General features: G+C 61.1%; 18 protein-coding genes and 1 tRNA gene. 14 read left to right on the forward strand and 5 right to left on the reverse strand.

The annotated features are described in order from the left end of the window. Window positions 1-9: 9 nt before the first annotated feature. The 9 genes from coaBC to GL300_RS17275 all read left to right on the forward strand — a co-directional run bounded on the left by coaBC (window position 10) and on the right by GL300_RS17275 (window position 8504). Window positions 10-1287, forward strand: coding sequence for a bifunctional phosphopantothenoylcysteine decarboxylase/phosphopantothenate--cysteine ligase CoaBC (coaBC, locus tag GL300_RS17235; protein WP_155040897.1), 1278 nt, complete (start codon window positions 10-12; stop codon window positions 1285-1287). Further along, window positions 1284-2354 carry a cysteine desulfurase family protein gene (locus GL300_RS17240; RefSeq protein ID WP_155040898.1) on the forward strand — a complete coding sequence of 357 codons (1071 nt, stop codon included), beginning with the start codon at window positions 1284-1286 and terminating at the stop codon, window positions 2352-2354. The genes coaBC and GL300_RS17240 overlap by 4 nt, the downstream gene beginning before the upstream one ends. A gap of 1 nt (window position 2355) precedes the next feature. Then, window positions 2356-3882, forward strand: a complete 1527-nt coding sequence (gene sufB, locus GL300_RS17245; RefSeq protein ID WP_155040899.1) for a Fe-S cluster assembly protein SufB — start codon at window positions 2356-2358, stop codon at window positions 3880-3882. Window positions 3883-4008: 126 nt separating this feature from the next. Next, on the forward strand, window positions 4009-4764 hold the full coding sequence (gene sufC, locus GL300_RS17250) for a Fe-S cluster assembly ATPase SufC (protein ID WP_155040900.1): 756 nt from the start codon (window positions 4009-4011) through the stop codon (window positions 4762-4764). After that, on the forward strand, window positions 4764-6092 hold the full coding sequence (locus GL300_RS17255) for a SufB/SufD family protein (protein WP_155040901.1): 1329 nt from the start codon (window positions 4764-4766) through the stop codon (window positions 6090-6092). The genes sufC and GL300_RS17255 overlap by 1 nt, the downstream gene beginning before the upstream one ends. A gap of 8 nt (window positions 6093-6100) precedes the next feature. After that, on the forward strand, window positions 6101-6589 hold the full coding sequence (locus GL300_RS17260; protein WP_155040902.1) for a hypothetical protein: 489 nt from the start codon (window positions 6101-6103) through the stop codon (window positions 6587-6589). Next, window positions 6586-7173: a YIP1 family protein gene (locus GL300_RS17265; protein ID WP_155040903.1), complete on the forward strand. Its 588-nt coding sequence runs from the start codon at window positions 6586-6588 to the stop codon at window positions 7171-7173. The genes GL300_RS17260 and GL300_RS17265 overlap by 4 nt, the downstream gene beginning before the upstream one ends. Continuing rightward, the gene (locus tag GL300_RS17270) at window positions 7170-8381 is read left to right on the forward strand and encodes a cysteine desulfurase (RefSeq protein WP_155040904.1); all 1212 of its coding nucleotides are present in this window, start codon (window positions 7170-7172) and stop codon (window positions 8379-8381) included. Before GL300_RS17265 ends, GL300_RS17270 begins: the two co-directional genes overlap by 4 nt. A 46-nt stretch (window positions 8382-8427) precedes the next feature. Further along, window positions 8428-8504 (forward strand) — tRNA-Arg (locus GL300_RS17275). 1949 nt (window positions 8505-10453) lie between these two features. On the opposite strand, the gene GL300_RS17280 is transcribed toward GL300_RS17275, so the two are convergent. Continuing rightward, window positions 10454-11128 carry a hypothetical protein gene (locus GL300_RS17280; protein ID WP_155040905.1) on the reverse strand — a complete coding sequence of 225 codons (675 nt, stop codon included), beginning with the start codon at window positions 11126-11128 and terminating at the stop codon, window positions 10454-10456. Beyond that, window positions 11112-12188 (reverse strand): GSCFA domain-containing protein, encoded by a 1077-nt coding sequence (locus GL300_RS17285; RefSeq protein WP_155040906.1) that lies wholly within the window; start codon window positions 12186-12188, stop codon window positions 11112-11114. The genes GL300_RS17280 and GL300_RS17285 overlap by 17 nt, the downstream gene beginning before the upstream one ends. A 282-nt stretch (window positions 12189-12470) precedes the next feature. Between GL300_RS17285 and GL300_RS17290 the strand changes: the two genes are divergently transcribed. Genes GL300_RS17290 through GL300_RS17310 form a run of 5 tightly spaced genes read left to right on the forward strand, consistent with a single transcriptional unit; the run spans window position 12471 to window position 15170 of the window. Then, window positions 12471-12653 carry a hypothetical protein gene (locus GL300_RS17290; protein WP_155040907.1) on the forward strand — a complete coding sequence of 61 codons (183 nt, stop codon included), beginning with the start codon at window positions 12471-12473 and terminating at the stop codon, window positions 12651-12653. 6 nt (window positions 12654-12659) lie between these two features. Continuing rightward, complete coding sequence (locus tag GL300_RS17295) at window positions 12660-12839, forward strand: portal protein (RefSeq protein ID WP_155040908.1); 180 nt, start codon at window positions 12660-12662, stop codon at window positions 12837-12839. A gap of 17 nt (window positions 12840-12856) precedes the next feature. After that, window positions 12857-14332, forward strand: a complete 1476-nt coding sequence (locus tag GL300_RS17300; RefSeq protein ID WP_155040909.1) for a portal protein — start codon at window positions 12857-12859, stop codon at window positions 14330-14332. Continuing rightward, window positions 14329-14643: a Bbp19 family protein gene (locus GL300_RS17305; protein ID WP_155040910.1), complete on the forward strand. Its 315-nt coding sequence runs from the start codon at window positions 14329-14331 to the stop codon at window positions 14641-14643. The genes GL300_RS17300 and GL300_RS17305 overlap by 4 nt, the downstream gene beginning before the upstream one ends. Before the next feature lie 8 nt (window positions 14644-14651). Continuing rightward, complete coding sequence (locus tag GL300_RS17310; RefSeq protein WP_155040911.1) at window positions 14652-15170, forward strand: major capsid protein; 519 nt, start codon at window positions 14652-14654, stop codon at window positions 15168-15170. 1153 nt (window positions 15171-16323) lie between these two features. Here the strand turns inward: GL300_RS17310 and GL300_RS17315 are convergent. From GL300_RS17315 to GL300_RS17325, 3 genes are read right to left on the reverse strand one after another with little or no spacing between them, the layout of a single operon-like run. After that, on the reverse strand, window positions 16324-17067 hold the full coding sequence (locus GL300_RS17315; protein WP_155040912.1) for a hypothetical protein: 744 nt from the start codon (window positions 17065-17067) through the stop codon (window positions 16324-16326). Next, on the reverse strand, window positions 17064-17945 hold the full coding sequence (locus tag GL300_RS17320; RefSeq protein ID WP_155040913.1) for a glycosyltransferase family 2 protein: 882 nt from the start codon (window positions 17943-17945) through the stop codon (window positions 17064-17066). The genes GL300_RS17315 and GL300_RS17320 overlap by 4 nt, the downstream gene beginning before the upstream one ends. Before the next feature lie 43 nt (window positions 17946-17988). Continuing rightward, on the reverse strand, window positions 17989-18249 hold the full coding sequence (locus GL300_RS17325) for a hypothetical protein (RefSeq protein WP_155040914.1): 261 nt from the start codon (window positions 18247-18249) through the stop codon (window positions 17989-17991). Window positions 18250-18612 lie beyond the last annotated feature (363 nt).

Genomic DNA, 18612 nt, shown 5'->3' on the forward strand with positions numbered 1-18612 from the left:
GGGTGCCATATGCCGGACAGCCGCGTCCTGCTGATCGTTGCCGGCGGAATTGCCGCGTTCAAGATACCCGAGCTGATCCGCCAGATGCGGCGCGAGGGGATCGAGGTCGTGCCCGTGTTGACCCGCGCAGGCGCGGAGTTCGTGACGCCTCTGACGCTGTCGGCTTTGGCCGAGCAGCCCTGCCACACGCAGCTGTTCGATCTGACCCGAGAATCCGAGATGGGCCATATCCAGCTGTCGCGCAGTGCCGATCTGGTGGTGGTGGCCCCGGCCACGGCGGATCTGATGGCGCGGATGGCAGCGGGGATGGCGGATGACCTAGCCTCGACGCTGCTGCTGGCGACCGATAAGCCGGTGCTGGTTGCGCCCGCGATGAACGTGCGCATGTGGCTGCATCCGGCGACCCAGCGCAATCGCGACATTCTGGAAAGCGACGGCGTCAATTTTGTCGGCCCGGATGAGGGCGACATGGCCTGCGGCGAATACGGTCCGGGCCGCATGGCCGAGCCCGAAACGATCCTTGAGGCGATCCGCGCCATGCTGGGGCGCGAGAGGCCGCTGCGCCTGCCGCTTGAGGCGGTGGTGACCGGACCCGAGGACCACCGTCTGGCGGGTCGGCATGTGATCGTGACCTCGGGGCCGACGCATGAGCCGATCGACCCGGTGCGCTACATCGCCAACCGTTCGAGCGGTGCGCAGGGGACGGCGATCGCCAGCGCCTTGCGCGATCTGGGGGCAAGGGTCAGCTTTGTCACCGGTCCTGCGGATGTGCCGCCGCCAACGGGTGTTCAGGTGATCCGCGTCCAGACCGCCCGCCAGATGCGCGACGCGGTCGAGGCCGCCTTGCCCGCCGATGCCGCTGTGATGGCGGCGGCGGTGGCCGATTGGCAGGTGGTCAATGCGCAGGACAGCAAGATCAAGAAGGATGGCTCGGGCCTGCCTCCGGTGCTGGAATTTGCCGAGAACCCGGATATTCTGGCGTGGCTTTCCCGGCTTGAGGAGTCGCGCCCCGGTCTGGTCGTGGGCTTTGCCGCCGAGACGGATGACGTGATCGCCCATGCCACGGCCAAACGCCTGCGCAAGGGCGCGGATTGGATCGTCGCCAATGATGTCAGCCCGGAAACCGGCATCATGGGCGGCAGTGAAAACGCGGTGACGCTGATCAGTGACGATGGCGCCGAGGAATGGCCGCGCATGGACAAGACCGATGTCGCGCGCCGTCTGGCCGAGCGCATCGCCGATGCACTGACCGGGCCGGTGCTTTACGGATCAGAGGTGGACGCATGACCGAGCGGGTTTATCTGGACTGGAACGCAACCGCGCCTTTGCGCCCCGAGGCGCGGGCCGCGATGCTGGCTGCGACCGAGATCGTCGGCAACCCTTCCTCGGTCCATGCCGAAGGGCGGGCGGCGAAATCGGCCTTGGAGCGGGCGCGCGAAGATGTCGCATCCGCGCTGGGGGCTGAAGGTGCGGATGTGATCTTTACCTCGGGGGCGACGGAATCCGCTGCGCTGATCCTGCAGGGTCGCGATCTGGCCTGTGCGCCAGCCGAACATGCCGCCGTGCTGGCATGGTGCCGGGCCGAGCTTGAGGTGGACCGCAACGGCAAGGTCGCCGTCCCCGACCCGTCGCGGGCGGCGCTGCAACTGGCCAACCCGGAAACTGGCGTCATTCAGGACCTGCCGCAGGGGCTGGCGGTCAGCGACCTGACGCAAGCCTTTGGCAAGATACCCTTCGCCTTCAACTGGCTGGGAATCGATGCGGGCTTCGTCAGCGCGCACAAGCTGGGCGGGCCGCGCGGCATTGGTGCGCTGGTGGTCAAGCGCGGCACGGATGTGCAGGCGCGGCTGAAGGGCGGCGGGCAGGAACAGGGCCGCCGCGCCGGGACTGAAAACCTGATTGGCATCATGGGATTTGCTGCCGCGGCAAAAGCAGCGCAGAATGATCTGGATCAAGGTATCGCAGAAAAAGTGTCAGGCATCCGCGATTCGCTGATGACCGCACTGGAATCCGGCGCAGAAATGGTTACATTCCCCGGACGCGAATCCCGCCGCCTGCCGAACACATTGTCTGTCCTGACGCCAGGTTGGCGCGGAGAGACCCAGGTGATGCAGATGGATCTTGCCGGTTTTGCCGTTTCGGCGGGATCGGCCTGTTCCTCGGGCAAAGTGCGGCCCAGCAATGTGCTGACTTCCATGGGGATCGCGACGGAATGGGCGGGCGATGCAATCCGCGTCTCGATCGGGCCGACCACGGACCATCGGGACGTCATGCGTTTTGCAGAAGCCTGGCTGGCGGCATATGAGCGCTGGCGACAAAGGAACGAAGCGCGGGCAACCGCAGGAAGGGTTTGAGATGGCTGAACAGATCAGCGATGCAATCGAGGTGCGCGAGGGCGTAGACCGCGAGACCGTCGAGACCGTCCAGAACATGGGGTCCTACAAATACGGCTGGGACACCGAGATCGAGATGGAATACGCGCCGAAAGGCGTCAATGAGGACATCGTCCGGCTGATCTCGGCCAAGAACGAAGAACCGGAATGGATGACCGAGTGGCGCCTTCAGGCGTTCCGCCGCTGGCAGACCATGACCGAACCCAAATGGGCGATGCTGAACTATCCTGAGATCAACTATCAGGACCAGTATTACTACGCTCGTCCGAAAAGCATGGAAGTGAAGCCGAAGTCCTTGGACGAGGTCGATCCCAAGCTGCTGGCGACCTATGAAAAGCTGGGCATCCCGCTGAAGGAACAGATGATCCTCGCGGGTATCGAAGGTTCGGGTGACACCCCGGCGGAAGGCCGCAAGGTCGCCGTGGACGCGGTCTTCGACTCGGTTTCCGTGGGCACCACCTTCAAGGATGAACTGGCGAAAGCCGGGGTCATCTTCTGCTCGATCTCGGAAGCGATCCGCGAACATCCCGAGCTGGTCAAGAAATACCTTGGCTCGGTCGTGCCGCAATCGGACAACTTCTTTGCCACGCTGAACTCGGCGGTCTTCTCGGACGGCTCGTTTGTCTACATCCCGCCGGGCACCCGCTGCCCGATGGAGCTCTCGACCTATTTCCGCATCAACGCGGAAAACACCGGCCAGTTCGAGCGCACGCTGATCATCGCCGACAAGGGCAGCTATGTCAGCTACCTTGAAGGCTGCACCGCGCCCAAGCGCGACGTGGCCCAGCTGCACGCTGCCGTCGTGGAAATCGTCATTCTGGAAGATGCCGAGGTCAAATACTCGACCGTTCAGAACTGGTTCCCCGGCGACGAGGAAGGCAAGGGCGGCATCTACAACTTCGTCACCAAGCGCGCGGATTGCCGCGAGGCGCGGGCGAAGGTCATGTGGACGCAGGTGGAAACCGGCTCGGCGATCACTTGGAAATACCCGTCCTGCATCCTGCGCGGCGAGGAAAGCCAAGGCGAGTTCTACTCGATCGCAATCGCCAACAACATGCAGCAGGCCGATACCGGGACCAAGATGATCCATCTTGGCAAGAACACCCGCTCGCGCATTGTTTCCAAAGGGATTTCTGCCGGTAAGGCGCAGAATACCTATCGCGGTCTGGTGAGCATGCACCCCAAGGCCACCAACAGCCGCAACTACACGCAATGCGACAGCCTGCTGATCGGCGATCAGTGCGGCGCCCATACCGTGCCCTATATCGAGGTCAAGAACACCTCGTCCCGTGTCGAGCATGAGGCCACCACCAGCAAGGTCGATGACGACCAGCTGTTCTATTGCCGCGCCCGCGGCATGGATGAGGAAGAGGCCGTGGCGCTGGTCGTGAACGGCTTCTGCCGCGAGGTCCTTCAGGCGCTTCCGATGGAATTCGCCATGGAAGCGCAATCGCTGGTCGCGATCTCGCTGGAAGGGTCCGTGGGTTGATCCGCTGCCGCGCCAGCCAAGGGCTTGAGCGCGGCAAATGCTTCGCAGGACGGCATGGCCGCCCTGAAATCCATTCTGATGGTGTCGGGGCCCGGCACCGCCACACCATCGACTGAGGTAAGAATAATGCTGAACATCAAGAACCTGCACGTCAAACTTGAGGACGAGGACAAGCAGATCCTCAAGGGCGTCGACCTGACCGTCCCTGCGGGCGAAGTCCATGCAATCATGGGCCCGAACGGCTCGGGTAAATCCACGCTGTCCTATGTCCTGTCGGGCCGCGACGGCTACGAAGTGACCGAGGGCGAGGCCAGCCTTTACGATCACGACCTGCTGGACATGGAGCCGGAAGAGCGCGCCGCAGCGGGCCTGTTCCTTGCCTTCCAATACCCGGTCGAGATCCCTGGCGTCGGCAACCTGACCTTCCTGCGCACCGCCGTGAACGCTCAGCGCAAGGCGCGTGGCGAGGAAGAACTGTCCTCGGGCGAGTTCCTGAAACTGGTCCGCGAGAAAGCCAAGACCCTGCAGATCGACGCCGAGATGCTGAAGCGTCCGGTCAATGTCGGCTTCTCGGGCGGCGAAAAGAAGCGCAACGAGATCCTGCAGATGGCGATGCTGGAACCCAAGATGTGCATCCTTGACGAAACGGACTCGGGTCTGGACGTCGACGCGATGCGTCTGGTGGCCGAAGGCGTGAACGCCCTGCGTTCGCCCGAGCGCAGCTTCCTTGTCATCACCCACTACCAGCGCCTGCTGGACCACATCAAACCGGATGTCGTCCACATCATGTCGAACGGCCGCATCATCAAGACCGGCGGCCCGGAACTGGCGCTGGAAGTCGAGAAGAACGGCTATGGCGATCTTCTGGCGGAGGTCGGCTAATGGCGGATACGGCTGTTCTTGCCGCCCAGACGGTTGCGGCCAAGGCACGTCCCGCCGGGACGGCGCTTGCAGCCCGTCTGGCGGAACTGGACCTGCCCACCGGTGGCTTCACCCGCGCAGCCCGCGCGGATGCGGCGGCCCGGCTTGAGGCGATGGGCCTGCCCGGTGCGCGCGACGAATACTGGCGCTATACCGATCCGGCGCCCTTCAACGCGCCGACGGCCGATGCGCTGGCCTATACCGACCGTGAATCGACCCTGTTCGGCGGAATCGACCGCCTGAAGCTGGTCTTTGTCGACGGACGTTTCGACGCCTCGGCCTCGGATGCGCTGGAAGGCGAGGGGCTTGAGATCACGACGCTGGCCGCTGCCGATGCGGCGGGCGATCATTGGGCGGCTGACCTGTATGGTAAGCTGGAAGCCTCGGGCCAGAAGCCGGTGAAGCGTCCCTTCGCCGTGCTGAACACGCTGGCGGCAGTCGATGGCGTGCTGATCCGCGTCACCGGTAAGGTCTCGCGTCCGGTGCATGTGATGTATCGCCGCGTGGCGCTGGATGCCGACGTCACCGTCCACCATGTCGTCCGGCTTGAGGAAGGCTCGGAACTGACCCTGCTGGAAACCGGTGGCATCGGCGCGCGTTCGAACGTCGCGATGGAAGTTGAACTGGGCCGCGAGGCGCGTTTCCACCACATCGCCAGCAAGCGTGCGGATGACGCCAAGGTTGGTATCGGCCATGTCTTTGCCCGTGTGGGCGAAGGCGCGCTGTTCAAATCCTTCACGCTGTCCGTGAATGGCAGCATGATGCGCAATGAAGGCGTGATCGAGATCGTCGGCGATGACGCGGTGGCCCATATCGCGGCAGCCGTGCTGGGCGATGGCGGCGAAGGCCGCTTCCACCATGACGACACCGTCTTCATCACCCATGCCGCCGAGCGCTGCGAAAGCCGCCAGGTCTATAAGAAGGTGCTGAAGAACGGCGCTCATGGCATTTTCCAGGGCAAGATCCTGGTGAAGCCCGGCGCGCAAAAGACCGATGGCTACCAGATCAGCCAAGGCCTGCTGCTGGACGAGGGCAGCCAGTTCCTCGCCAAGCCGGAACTGGAAATCTATGCGGATGACGTGAAATGTTCGCATGGCTCGACCACTGGCGCGCTGGATGAAACCGCGATGTTCTACCTGCGCTCGCGCGGGGTTCCGAAGGAACAGGCGGTGGTTCTGCTGGTGCTGTCCTTCCTGGCCGATGCGCTGGATGAGATCGAGGATGACCGCCTGCGCGGCGACATCCTGACCCGTCTGGACGAGTGGCTGACCAGCCGCGCTTCGGCCTGAGACCTGCGATGACCCGCGCCGGTCTTGTCCCGCGGATCATCGAAAGCTGGCGGGCGCCGGGCAGGGTGGTGAACTCCCTGCGCGGTCTGCCCGACCGGGCGCTGATCGCGATCCTGATGTCAGCTATGCTGGTCTTTTTGATCGCGCAGGCGCCGCAGCATGCGCGGGATGCGCATCTGGACCCCTCGGTGCCGTTGCAGGCACGGATGGGCGGCGCGCTTCTTGCGGTAATGTTCATGATGCCGCTGCTGGCCTACGGCCTGGCAGCACTGGTATCCATCCTGTCCCGGCTGACTCCCCGGCCGATCGATGGGCAGGATTCGCGGCTGGCGCTGTTCTGGGCGCTGCTAGCGGTCTCGCCCGCGATGCTGCTGGCGGGCCTGACCGCCGGGCTGATCGGGCCGGGGGCCGCGCTGACGCTGACACGAGCGGTGGCGGGTCTGGGCTTTCTCGTGATATGGGGCGCCGGACTGGGCGCATTGACGAGGACGGAATGAAATTCGGTGAACTAGGCGATCTGGTGGTCCTGACCCTGCGGACCCCCGAGCGCGCGGTGCGCCTGCTGCGCGATCTGGACTTCGGCATGGCCGAGCGTTGGATGATCGCGTTGCTGGCGGCCTGTCTGTCCAGCCTGCTGGCTGGCATTGCGCGGCAGATGTTTCCGCCGATCGCCTCGGACCCGCTTTCGGCGATCCTGTCGGTCCCGCTGACGCTGGCCGGTCTGCAATTCGCCGCCATGGTGCTGTCGGCCGTCGCGGTGACGGTGATCGGGCGCGCCTTTGGCGGCAAGGGCGAATTCGCCGACGCGCTGGTTCTTGTCGCTTGGGTCGAGCTGATCCTTGTCGGGCTTCAGGCCGTGCAACTCGTCCTGATGCTGCTGGTCCCGCCCACGGCGACGCTGATGTCGCTGGTCGCATTCGGCCTGTCGATCTATCTGACCATTGCCCTGACCAAGGCGTTGCATGGTTTCACCAGCACGCCCAAGGTCGCGCTTGGCTTTATCGGCGGCGTCTTTCTGGTGGCGACGATCCTGTCGATCCTGGCCGCCGCATTTGGAATCCTTCCGGAGGTCTCGCCATGAGCTTCGATGTCGATAAGATCCGCGCCGATTTCCCGATCCTGTCGCGGCAGGTAAACGGGCGCCCCTTGGTCTATCTGGACAATGGTGCCTCGGCCCAGAAGCCGACCGTGGTGATCGAGGCCATCACCCGCGCCTATGAGGCGGAGTATGCGAACGTCCATCGCGGACTGCATTTCCTGTCGAACCTGGCGACCGAGAATTACGAGCGCGTCCGTTCGATCATCGCCCGCTTCCTGAACGCGCCGCATGAAGATGAGGTCATCTTCACCTCTGGCTCGACCGAGGGCATCAACCTTGTGTCCTATGGTTGGGCTGCGCCGCGTCTGCAGGCCGGGGATGAGATCGTGGTGTCCGTGCTGGAGCATCACGCCAATATCGTGCCCTGGCATTTCCTGCGCGAGCGTCAGGGCGTCGTGCTGAAATGGGTTGAGCCCGAACCCGATGGCAGCCTGCCGCCCGAAAAGGTGCTGGCTGCGGTGGGGCCGAAAACCAAGCTGATCGCCATCACCCATATGTCGAACGTGACCGGCACGGTGGTCGATGTCGGCGCGATCGGACGCGGGACGGATGTGCCGGTTCTGGTCGATGGCAGTCAGGCCTCGGTCCATATGCCGGTCGACGTGGCCAGCCTTGGTGTCGATTTCTACTGCATCACCGGGCACAAGCTTTACGGCCCCTCGGGGTCTGGCGCGATCTGGATCAAGCGCGAGCGGCAGGCCGAGATGCGCCCCTTCATGGGCGGCGGCGACATGATCCGCACCGTCACCCGCGACAGCGTCGACTATGCCGAACCGCCCCTGCGCTTCGAGGCCGGAACCCCCGGCATCGTCAACCAGATCGGTCTTGGCGCGGCGCTGGAGTACCTGATGGGCCTTGGCATGGACAATGTCGCCGCTCATGAACGCGACCTGCGCGACTACGCCCGTGAACGTCTGCGCAGCCTGAACTGGCTGAACGTGCAAGGCGATGCCGCTGACAAGGGCGCGATTTTTTCCATGACGATGGAGGGGGCACATGCGCATGATATCTCGACCATCCTCGACAAGCGTGGAATCGCGGTCCGGGCCGGTTCCCATTGCGCCATGCCGCTGATGGATTTCTTCGGCGTCAGCGCCACGGCCCGCGCCAGCTTCGCGCTTTACAACACTCGCGCCGAGGTCGACGCATTGGTCGACGGCCTTGGACTTTGCCGCGAGCTTTTTGCCTGACCCCCATTGCATGGCCGCGAATTAGCGGCTATGCAGCCCAAGCGTTGCACCCGTAGCTCAGCTGGATAGAGCGTTGCCCTCCGAAGGCAAAGGCCACACGTTCGAATCGTGTCGGGTGCGCCATTAAATCAATCAGTTAGTCGTGCTTCCGGCCTTTCGGTGTCGGCTTCCGCACAGATTGTGCGCACAATTTGGTGTTGATCCATGGCATTGCGAACCAATGCCTGCGCTTCTGGATGATGGTGCCCATACACGGTTTCAGTGGTCTGGATTGACGCCCCGAAATAACTGGCCGCATCCCAAGCCTTCGCCCCGTGCTACATGGCCCACGTAATCGCGGTGTGCGGCAGGGTGTGCGGGGTCACGTCCGGCATTCCTGCTTCCTCTGCAATAGCGACCCATGCGGTCTTGATGTCGCCGCAGCGCCCGCCTTGATATTCGATCACCCAGCGCGCGCCGCGCCTCCCATCTGTGAAGGTGGGTCAGCAGTCGGCGGGGTAGCCTGGCCGGTGGCTAACGCTTCTTCGTCTGGCGTGCTCCATCGGCGCGGCGGTAGAGCAGGCCGCGTTCGGTGTCGATCCATCCCCCAGACCGCGCGCGTCTGACCGTCCGCATCATTTTGGTTGTCGGGCGAGATTTCCCATAGCGCCGCGACGTCTCGCCCTTGTCTGTGGAGACTGGGCAGCGCCCCCAGAACGGCAGCTGCGCCTCGATCGCGCTTCTAATGCGCCCAGCGTCCTTGACGGATGGCCATGCTACGCTCGCGTAGAAGATCAAGGCGTCCGCGATCAGGAATTGTTCCGGAAGCGACGGTCCGATCGGGCGATCGCGGCTGGCTATATTGAGCGCGAGTTGCTGCTCAGCTTCCGCGCGGTCTCTCGTACCAGTTGCAGCCTCTGGTCTGTCAGTGTCGCGGATGACCTATTTCCCGCGAGCAGCATGGAAATAGAGGCGTGGGCGTTTGGAGCGCTACGGCATTTTTTGATCAGTTCCGGGATGGCTTCGGGGGTCAATTCGCACTGCGCGTCCGTATTGGACAGGTAGGTCGTGGCGTTCGGCTTCACGGCGCAGGGCTTTGGCCGGGATATTCATCTGCGCGGCGGCTTCGGTGATCGTGAGCAGGTTAATTCCCCGCCCTCCGTGCTGGCGATGGCGACGCTTGATCCGAACCGTGCGAGGGCTAGGCCGCATGTACAGATGTCGCCCCGATTGCCTAAGCAGTTTCCGACATGTTGGCCCCAGCGTTCTAGCCACGCGGCAGGGCCTTTCATCATCGCCCGTGGCGCCGCGCTCTCGCGCTCAAGGGCTTCGATGCAGTCAGCGGCGGCATGTTGCGTGTAAACATGTCGAGTGTCCAATGGGCCGCTCACGAATGCAGCCCGCAACTGCGCGATCAGTTCAGCGTCACCCATACCGCCCTTCCTGTTCCCTGCGCGCGAGGATGGCGGCGGCGTAAGCAAGGCCGAGACGATTCCACGGATTGGTGCGGGAGTGACCGTCTGCGACGAGACCTTGATGTCGCCGCAAGAATGCGCCGCCCATCGCCAGTCGATATGCCTTGAGGTCAAGATCGTCCTGAAGGTCGTGTCAGTCCCCATGCGGCCCGATGAGGTCTGCGGGTTCATGGAGGGATCAGCAGCTTCTGGTCGGGCAATGAACGACGTAGTCGCGGGCTTCCTCGGTCAAGGGCCGATCAGCGCGTTGGAGTTCCAGCCGCGTCTGAACACGCCCGCGGCATCGCGGACGATGGATTGGAGCAACACCGATTTCGGTGATCGCTGCGTCATGTATCCGCGCGAGGATGGCCTGCCGCTCAGCCCGCACAACCTGATGTGTGATGAGCGCTGGCATGCTCATGGGTCCGTTTGGCGTGACAGACGCGAACGGCGCTTATATGGGCGCGGGCAATGGTTCACCGGAGGGCGTCGTGTCTTGCCTTCGCGGCTTTTACATCTGGCTAGATGGCGGCACAGGAACCACCATTTACGCCAAGGAAACGGGCTCAGTCGGTCATCCTGGATGGGGAGCAAAATAAACGCCATCGACCTATTAGGCCGACGGCGATTTTTCCGCTACGCCCACTTCGCCTCCTTAAGCAAAAGCTCGGCATAGTCGGCATTCTTATGGAGGATGTCTCCGGGACCGATATTGTACTGCGCCTTCACAGTCTTGCCGTCGACAGTACAGTCGAATGGGGTCTTAAGTAATTGAACTTCGCAACTTTCGTAAAACGACTGATAGCTCGTCCAAATCAGGTCAAAGATTTTCTCGGTCCAGACCTTCGGTTTGGTGGTGTCCTCACAAACCCCCTCCGTATTCCCGCGCGGTGGCGTTGGGAAGGCAATAATATTGCCAGCGAATTCGGCCCGGATACGTTGCAGAAATCGGGCGCCCGGCAGAGTTGGTATGAAGCTCTCGATGCTTTGCTGAATGAACTCTTCCGGATAGCGGCATTTCCCGGACGCCGAGGGTCTTAAAAACTCATCGAAGACAGCTTGCGTCTTTACACGTCCTCCGCAGTACAGGATGTTTTTGTAGCCATCGATCCTGACTGGCTCCAGCCCGGATTTTGCCGGGGCGTGAAGCTCTCCCTCGTTCAGGCGACTCCGATTGAAGAACGAGCCCGAGACCGACCAGAAGTCGACATCACCCTTTGGGAAGTATTTGCGCTTTTCATCAAAGAGATTCTTGATCATGGCAACGTTGCTGTCGCCGATGATGAGAAGGGCCTTATTTCGCGAAAGCATTCAGGATCACCTCTTCGCAAACAACGTCATCGTTCTCGTCAATATCGTCTTCGTCCTCGGAGGCGTGCTTTGCCGTTGTCTCGGTTGGGCTGGCTGATTTTTTGTCGAACCGCTTGATTGCCGTGAAAAAGTAGCTGAGGACATTGTTGACGCCTTCAGGCGAAATGTTTCTCAGGTTGCTCGAATAATGGATCGCGCGGCTGACCGGGCTCGTGATCACCTCATAAGACGGATAGTAATCGATCCGGCGATTGCCCCTAACGATCTGGTCGGCAGCCGCACGAAGGGTGCTTTTACTACGAGTCACCGCGACCAGAACGTGGCTCTTGCTCGCGGTTGCGGTCAACGGAACAGGAGAGACGGTCAGCAAAACACTGATATTTGACTGCCGGTTCTCGTTGATGATCTTCATGGCGGCCTTGAAATCCGCCACGATACTGGTGAATTCGTGGTTGATGAACTTCACTCGATCCGGGTCGAATTCGCCACAGACGACGCCTGGACAAGACGAATATTCCTGCTTGGTCTCCCTGTCGATCCACGCTTCGGTTAGCCCCAAGGTGAAGAAGAAGATATCTGCTTGGGTGAAGGCATTGCGAATGGCGTCGAAGGTTTCCTCGCGCGAAGCGAGCAATTCTTCCTCAGTTGCAAATCCCTCAGGGCAGATCTGTTGCCGGTAGGGGTCAAAGTAGCGACCGTTGTGGACGATCGGCGGAATTCGAGGTTCATCCACTCCGAATGCGAAGCTGACCCATTGGCGCAACATCTTTGCGGTGTAGATGTTGCCTGTGCGGAAACTGAACACGCCGTAATTGTACTTCTTTTTGACATCTTCCTGCGCGAAGGCCGGGCCCGGCTCTGTGTTGAGCCAAGTGTAGCCAGCTTTGACCAAGCGCGAGCTGATGTTCTGAGCGAAACACGAACCTGCAGTCACAATTTTATGGGTCTTGTTGATCCTGAAGCCTGGGCGCCAGAGATCGGTCAACCCCAATGGCCCAACCTCTGATACCGCCGATTTCCAGAAACTACGCGAGTCGAGGTCTAAATATGGATGTGACATTGGCTCCTCATTTCTTGCTCAAATGGGTCTCAGTTGACTGCGCGGCGATTCGTTACTCAGTCCAAGGTGCGGGCATGGTGCGCCATGTCCATATCAATCTCACGAAGCTGTGACTTATTTTCCCATCACCCACGGGAAGTGGGTTTTTTAGTCAACCATCCAGAGTGAGATTGCGGAGAATGCCTGTCGACAAATGGGTACTGCTCACCGGAATAGCCCAACAGGTATCACCCATAGCGCCACGATTATTCTGCCCTCGTAAAAGATTTCGAGGGCACTTCCATGTGCAAGACGCCGGAGGTCGAAGAGCCAAAGCAACTGCAGGCCAGCAAGGAGCCTGTGTTCAATAGTTCTGCGACCGATCTCAGCAAGCACGGCCGCAAGGGGACGATCCTGACGCAGCCGCCCACATCGCCTGCCGTCGCCCCGGCGGTAGCGGGCGGCAAAACGCTGCTTGGTGGCTGATCGCGCATGGCCGCAATCGTCAACCCGACGCTGCGCAAAACTCTCGACCATCGCCGCAAGGCGATGTCGGACGAGTACAGCTACTGGGAATCGCACTTCCGCGAATTGCGCGATGCGATCCTGCCCACGCGCGGGCGGTTTGATGCCGGTGAACGGCGCGCCTCATCCTCGTCAACAAGAGGCTGATCGACAACACCGCCCAGATGGCGCTGCGGACTCTGCGCGCCGGGCTGATGTCGGGCGTCACCTCGCCGTCGCGGCCATGGTTCCGGCTGGGCCTGCTGGGCTCGAGTGCCGATGAGGTGGAATTCGACGTCAAGGATTGGCTGCATGAGGTGCAGCGCCGCATGTACGAGATCATGAGCGGATCGAACATCTATCGCATGCTTGATAGCAGCTATGGCGATCTGGGCCTTTACGGCACGGCTGCAAACCTCGTCGTGCATGACTTCGAGGATGTGGTGCGCGGGCACAGCCTGCCGGTCGGCCGGTTCAAGATAGGCGAGGACGGCAGCGGACGCGTCACCTCGCTCTATCGCGAAATCGAAATGCCGGTCCGGGGTATTGTCGAGTCATGGGGGCTGGATTCCTGCTCGGCGCAGGTCCGCCGCGACTTCGATCGGGGCGAATATTACAAAACCTATACCGTCTGCCACATGGTCGACAAACGCGCCGATGGCGATGCCGGGGCGCCGAAGGCCTCTGGCCGCCCGTGGGCATCGGTCTATTGGGAGATGAGCCAGCAGAACAAGTTCCTGCAGATCGGCGGGCATCGCATCAAGCCGCTTCTGGCTCCGCGCTGGGAGCAGGTCGAAGGAGAGGCGTGGTCCGCATCGTCGCCCGGCATGATCGCGCTGGGGGACGCGCGCTCGCTGCAGGTGTCGCAGGAGCAGAAGGCAATTGCGATCCAGAAGATGCACAACCCGCCGCTCATCGGCGGCCCGATCCAAGGGGCCATGTTCTTCGAAAACGTGCCTGGCGGTTTTACCGCGATGGCGTCGACCGATCTGAGCCAAGGCAGCGTGCGTCCCGCCTATGAGGTCAAGCCCGACATTCAGGGCTTGATCCTCGACATTCTGGAAACGCAGCAGCGGATCGAGGTCGCGTTCACCATGGATCTGTTCCAGATGGCCGCTGTCGCCCTGGAGGGGCGCAGCCAGATCACAGCGCGCGAGATCGCGGATCGCCATGAGGAAAAGCTGATGGCGTTGGGGCCGGTGCTGGAAAGCCTGGACCACGAATTGCTACAGCCTCTGATCGAGGCCAAGTTTGCCTACATGCAAGAGGCCGACATTCTGCCCGACGCCCCTGAATCGGTCGTGGGGCAGGAAATCAAGATCGAGTATATCTCGCTGCTGGCTCAGGCGCAGAAGGCCATCGGCGTCGGCTCGATCGAGCGGACCATCGGCTTTGCCGGGACGCTGGCCCAGCTCAAGCCCGAAGTCCTCGACATGCTGGATAGCGACCAGATGATGCGCGAGTTCGCCGATCAGGTCGGCGCGCCTCCGGGCATTCTGCTTTCGCCGGACGAGCTGACCGCCAAGCGCGAAGCCGGGCGGCAGGCGTCGCAGCAAGAGCAGATGATGGCGGTGGCTGAGCCTATGGCCGGCGCGGCAAAGCTTCTGAGTAAGGCGAACCTGAATGGCATCGACGCCCTGCAACGAGGGGCTGCGCTGTGACCGTCACTGCGATCATCAAGGAGAACCGGGACCGCAAGCTGGCGCAGGCTTGGGACGCGGTTCTTCGAACGCCTGAGGTCCGCCTGGTCATCTGGTCGATCCTCGAACACTGCCACCTGTTCAGCCAGACGCATGTCGGTGATGCCAATGACGGGTTCCGCGCAGGTATGCGCGAGGTCGGCTTACGGGTGCTGAACCAACAGGTGTTTCCGCATGACGTGAAAACCTTCGCGGGGATGCAGGTCGAACACGCCGAGATGACGGCCGAGACGAGGGGCAACTTTGCTGCCTCGCATTATGGCAACGGCTAACGAGAGGATTGAACCATGGCCGAGTTGAACTGAAGAACCCGGATCTTGTCGATATCCTGTCGCGCACCGATCCGGACGGCAAGATCTCCGACATCATCGAGCTTGCCGAGAAGTCGAACCTGATCCTGAAGGATGCGGTGTTCACCGAATGCAATGACGGCGCCAAGCACCAGCACGTCATCCGCACCGGAATCCCCGAACCGGCCTTCCGCCGCTACAATGCGGGTGTGAAACAGGGCAAATCGACCACTGCCAAGGTCGTCGACACCACCGGCATGGTTAACCGCAGGTGTGGAACAACTGATCTGTCTGGCCACAAACCTCGCTACTGTGACGGCGGCAGTTACAGTGGCCACAATCGCATGAGCGACCATCAGAAAGTTGTATCGCCCTCGAATGGTGAACAGTGCAGATGCGGGCCGCGTGACCGCGAACCTCGGGACAACAACCGCTGGCGAGGTTGGCTGAAGAATGAACGGACGGACGCCACCACACGTCCGCCCGAGCCGACTCAAATCATGACGTAACAGCGTCGTGCTGTTTGTGCGCTTGCGCACGCTCCGGCTCCGAGGGGCAATTTTTTCTGACCAATTCATGCGGAGACGTCATGACGCAGACCATCGAGAGCAAGGGTCAGCGCTTCGTCCCGACCCTCGGCGTCTTACTTGACCGCCTGTGGGTTGCTTACCGACATTGCCTTCTGGTTGGTCGGCGCAGTCCTGCTCACTGCGTTCACGCCATTTTGGGACAGTGTGCGGGCGGTCTGGTCCAGCCCAGCGATGCTACCTGCCCGCACCGGATCACGTCGTCATCGGTCCCGACAATATCGTCGGTATCGTTTGGGCATGGGATGGTACGAGTTTTGGTTCGTCACCGCAGGTGATCCTGCCGAAAAATGAGCGCATTGAGTGATCAAGCTGATCCGTAGATCAATCTCACCACCCTCAATATCGCCGTAGGCTCGGCGCTAACCGGCCCCCCGTACACGGTGCTGCCGTTGAGGGACCGGGGGAGCGCTCGAGCGGAATCCACCTGAAACGGCCCGATCCCACTTTAACACAAGCCCCGCATCACGTGGGTCTTTTTCATTTCCGGGGAAACAATGGAACGATCATCATGCACTGGCCCGCGCCGTCGATGCCCCTTTCTCACCGGGGCCGTGGTCGATCATGGAGGCGCAGCTGCCGGCGCGTGCGTAGCAAAGGGGGCTGTCGATCGAGAATACCGGTCTGCGCTCTCAAGAGCTAAAGCGTATGCGATTGCGTTGCGCATGGGGGCGGCTAGCGGTTGGCCGGGGCTGGATGTCCGCAGCCGCATTGTGCGGTACCTTCCCTAGAAATTGCTGGCCGAAGTGTGGTTGCCGGTGGGTCAGGGTCGCCACCTCGAGGCCCGATTCAAACCAGCGCTCTGCCTTGTTCAGGCTTCGGGCCAAGCAGACCGAGGGCGAAACCGTTGATGAGGTCGGTAGCGGCAGATGCGCGCTCACCTGAGGTCATCTCTCCCGGTTGAATCGGCTTCAGCAGATCTCCGGCGCGGGTCTTCATAAAGTTCGCGGCGCCCAGATGCACGCCAATCGCGGCAACTTGGCCGCCTCGGATGACCCGCGCCAGCCTTTGAGCCTGCCAAACATGATCTCGATTCGATTGCGGCGTTTGCAGCGGAAATCAATGGGTTCCGACCCTAAATCGAAAATCCATAGCCCAGCTTCGTCTCAAGGTCGTGGTCGAGTTGGGAAAAGACAAATGCTCGGTCGTCATCCGAGTAGGTTGCGACTTTATCTCGTCTCAACCCTTCGACGTTGCGTTGCGTCATCTCCCCGAGCTGCCTCGTTGGTATCACAAAATCGTCCGCCGCATTCACCGGGATGTCGAATAATTCGCAAACCTTGCTGATGGTCTCACGTGGATATTTCGTCACGTCTTCGTGCCGTATCAAGGCGACGTTGCATCCGCGTTCCAGAACCCCAAGAAAAGCTGCGTTCTTCAGGTTGCGCAGCTGAACCGGGTTTTCCAAGTGCATGCCAGTGATCGGATGTCGATCGCCTTGCACGGGAAGGTCAAGAGATTTCCTCGCGCCCACTGCGCTCATGGCCCCAGGCATGTCCATCACGGTAACCCACGGAGCGCGAAGGAACTCGGAAAAGGTCACATTCACCAAACTATCGGGCACATGCCACGGTTTGGCGTACATACTGCGCAACCAGCTCTCGGGCCCTCGGAAGCAAACGATAATCAAGTCGTCGCGCAGAACCGAGGTGAATTGCGGGACTGCATGCTTCCAACCATAATCCTTGGTGGGCTGCAGCGTGGTGTTTCTCTTGAAGAGGACATCGACAAAGTTCGTCCCCGAGGACCGCTCGCCCAGCACCTGAAAGCGCTTGATGGGGGCGTCAAACGGCCTCCTCCATGCAATAAGGTCTGTCATAAAACCCCCTCGAATTGGGCAGGCAGCCGGTATGGCCCGCGGCGACAATCGCGCCACATAAATCTGCCTCCGCGGTTCTGATAGTTCTCCAACTGGGAAGCGCGGAAGGCTTCGATCAGCTCTGGCGACAGATCAGGGCAGTCTGCGACATCCGCACTCTGCAAGGCGCGGGCAAATCGCTCTTCTCGGTCGCCCCATGTGCCAATGGCGTGATCCGACCCTTGCTTGTCAAAATCGGCAACGAGGGCCATTCGGGCGGCGTTTACCTGCCGTGAATACTCGACGTCGAAGAAGCGGAAGTGGAAAAGGAAAATCTTCGGATCGATTTCCCATTTCTCTCTTGCCAGCGAGTGTTGGCTCCCGCCCCTTGGTTGGCGTCTGAATATACAGGGCTTGGAATAGGTGCCGTCAAGGAATCCAAAGCAGCGCTGCCCTAGAATGGGACGCGCAAAATCTACTGGATCCTGCTCCGCGCTGCTGCGCTGGACGACATCGAATCCGACTGGGGAAAGCGCTGCCCCTTCGAATGGATGGGTGGACAAATATTCCGCCAGCGTTTGTCCAACGCCCGGATCCATTGTCATAAACTCATCGCAGTCGAGCGTGATTACATGGCCGTAATAACCTCGCAACGCGCCGGCCAGCCCGAAAAATAGCTGTCTGCGGGATTCCTCGAAGCTTGAACCGCTCGGATCAAATGGAAGCGTGACGAGTGAGCAACCCTCAGCAATCTTCTGCAGCGCGGGATCGTGACCGTGCAGGAATACGTGGAGAGCGCTGCGATTGGCCACGAGTTTGGAATGGTGGGCGATCCACTTCTCCAGCATCGCATGATCGCCCCGGACCATCGTCACAAAACAAATCGGCTCGAAACTCATTCTGTCCCTCCAGAATGCCTGACTTAACTGAGTGGGCGTTTAGTTAAAAACTCTTGCCAACGAGGCGCTGCGTGCAGGCGCCCATTCTCGTCAACTCGCTCAGGACTGCGGATGCAGCCTGGTCCCCAAGGCGTGAGGTGAAATCGCTGTTCGTCATAAGCGCGAGCGTCACAATGGCTGCGACGCCCGCCGTCTTGGCGTTGTCGATTTCTTTGGCCTGCCTCTCAACCGCAGCGAGGTGGGCTACACATTCTTCGGGACCAGGAACGACCCAGATGCACTCGTGAATGTCATGACCGTTCATGTTCCCTCTCTTCGACCGAGTGGCCAGCCAAGCAGTCATCCGTGATGGCTAGGAATCGATTGGGGGTGACCGTGGAAAGCGTGCGTTGGAGAATTATGAAAACCTTCTGCCCGCCGCCGCAATAGCCATTAACCCCGGACGGGCCGTTAAATAGAAAATTCTTCTAAGCTGTAAAACAAGGAATCGTGAGTGTGCTAGCCGCGCGTTCCGTATCGCCTGGCGATGCTTCGGTCTCTTAGCAACTGTATCTGTCAGGTCCCAGGGATCGTCCATTTCTGCCGGCTTTTGCACAACGCATTCGCAATGGTGACCAGCTTTCTGGCGACGGCGGTGATGATGACTTTGTGTGGTTTTCCTGCGTCA

The sequence above is a fragment of the Paracoccus litorisediminis genome (genome assembly GCF_009711205.1).
GTDB classification, from domain to species: domain Bacteria; phylum Pseudomonadota; class Alphaproteobacteria; order Rhodobacterales; family Rhodobacteraceae; genus Paracoccus; species Paracoccus litorisediminis.

Excerpts from the sequence above, each read along its gene's own strand:
- coaBC (WP_155040897.1), top strand. The coding sequence starts at position 10 with ATGCCGGACAGCCGCGTCCTGCTGATCGTTGCCGGCGGAATTGCCGCG.
- GL300_RS17240 (WP_155040898.1), top strand. The coding sequence starts at position 1,284 with ATGACCGAGCGGGTTTATCTGGACTGGAACGCAACCGCGCCTTTGCGC.
- sufB (WP_155040899.1), top strand. The coding sequence starts at position 2,356 with ATGGCTGAACAGATCAGCGATGCAATCGAGGTGCGCGAGGGCGTAGAC.
- sufC (WP_155040900.1), top strand. The coding sequence starts at position 4,009 with ATGCTGAACATCAAGAACCTGCACGTCAAACTTGAGGACGAGGACAAG.
- GL300_RS17255 (WP_155040901.1), top strand. The coding sequence starts at position 4,764 with ATGGCGGATACGGCTGTTCTTGCCGCCCAGACGGTTGCGGCCAAGGCA.
- GL300_RS17260 (WP_155040902.1), top strand. The coding sequence starts at position 6,101 with ATGACCCGCGCCGGTCTTGTCCCGCGGATCATCGAAAGCTGGCGGGCG.
- GL300_RS17265 (WP_155040903.1), top strand. The coding sequence starts at position 6,586 with ATGAAATTCGGTGAACTAGGCGATCTGGTGGTCCTGACCCTGCGGACC.
- GL300_RS17270 (WP_155040904.1), top strand. The coding sequence starts at position 7,170 with ATGAGCTTCGATGTCGATAAGATCCGCGCCGATTTCCCGATCCTGTCG.
- GL300_RS17280 (WP_155040905.1), bottom strand. The coding sequence starts at position 11,128 with ATGCTTTCGCGAAATAAGGCCCTTCTCATCATCGGCGACAGCAACGTT.
- GL300_RS17285 (WP_155040906.1), bottom strand. The coding sequence starts at position 12,188 with ATGTCACATCCATATTTAGACCTCGACTCGCGTAGTTTCTGGAAATCG.
- GL300_RS17290 (WP_155040907.1), top strand. The coding sequence starts at position 12,471 with ATGTGCAAGACGCCGGAGGTCGAAGAGCCAAAGCAACTGCAGGCCAGC.
- GL300_RS17295 (WP_155040908.1), top strand. The coding sequence starts at position 12,660 with ATGGCCGCAATCGTCAACCCGACGCTGCGCAAAACTCTCGACCATCGC.
- GL300_RS17300 (WP_155040909.1), top strand. The coding sequence starts at position 12,857 with ATGGCGCTGCGGACTCTGCGCGCCGGGCTGATGTCGGGCGTCACCTCG.
- GL300_RS17315 (WP_155040912.1), bottom strand. The coding sequence starts at position 17,067 with ATGACAGACCTTATTGCATGGAGGAGGCCGTTTGACGCCCCCATCAAG.
- GL300_RS17320 (WP_155040913.1), bottom strand. The coding sequence starts at position 17,945 with ATGAGTTTCGAGCCGATTTGTTTTGTGACGATGGTCCGGGGCGATCAT.
- GL300_RS17325 (WP_155040914.1), bottom strand. The coding sequence starts at position 18,249 with ATGAACGGTCATGACATTCACGAGTGCATCTGGGTCGTTCCTGGTCCC.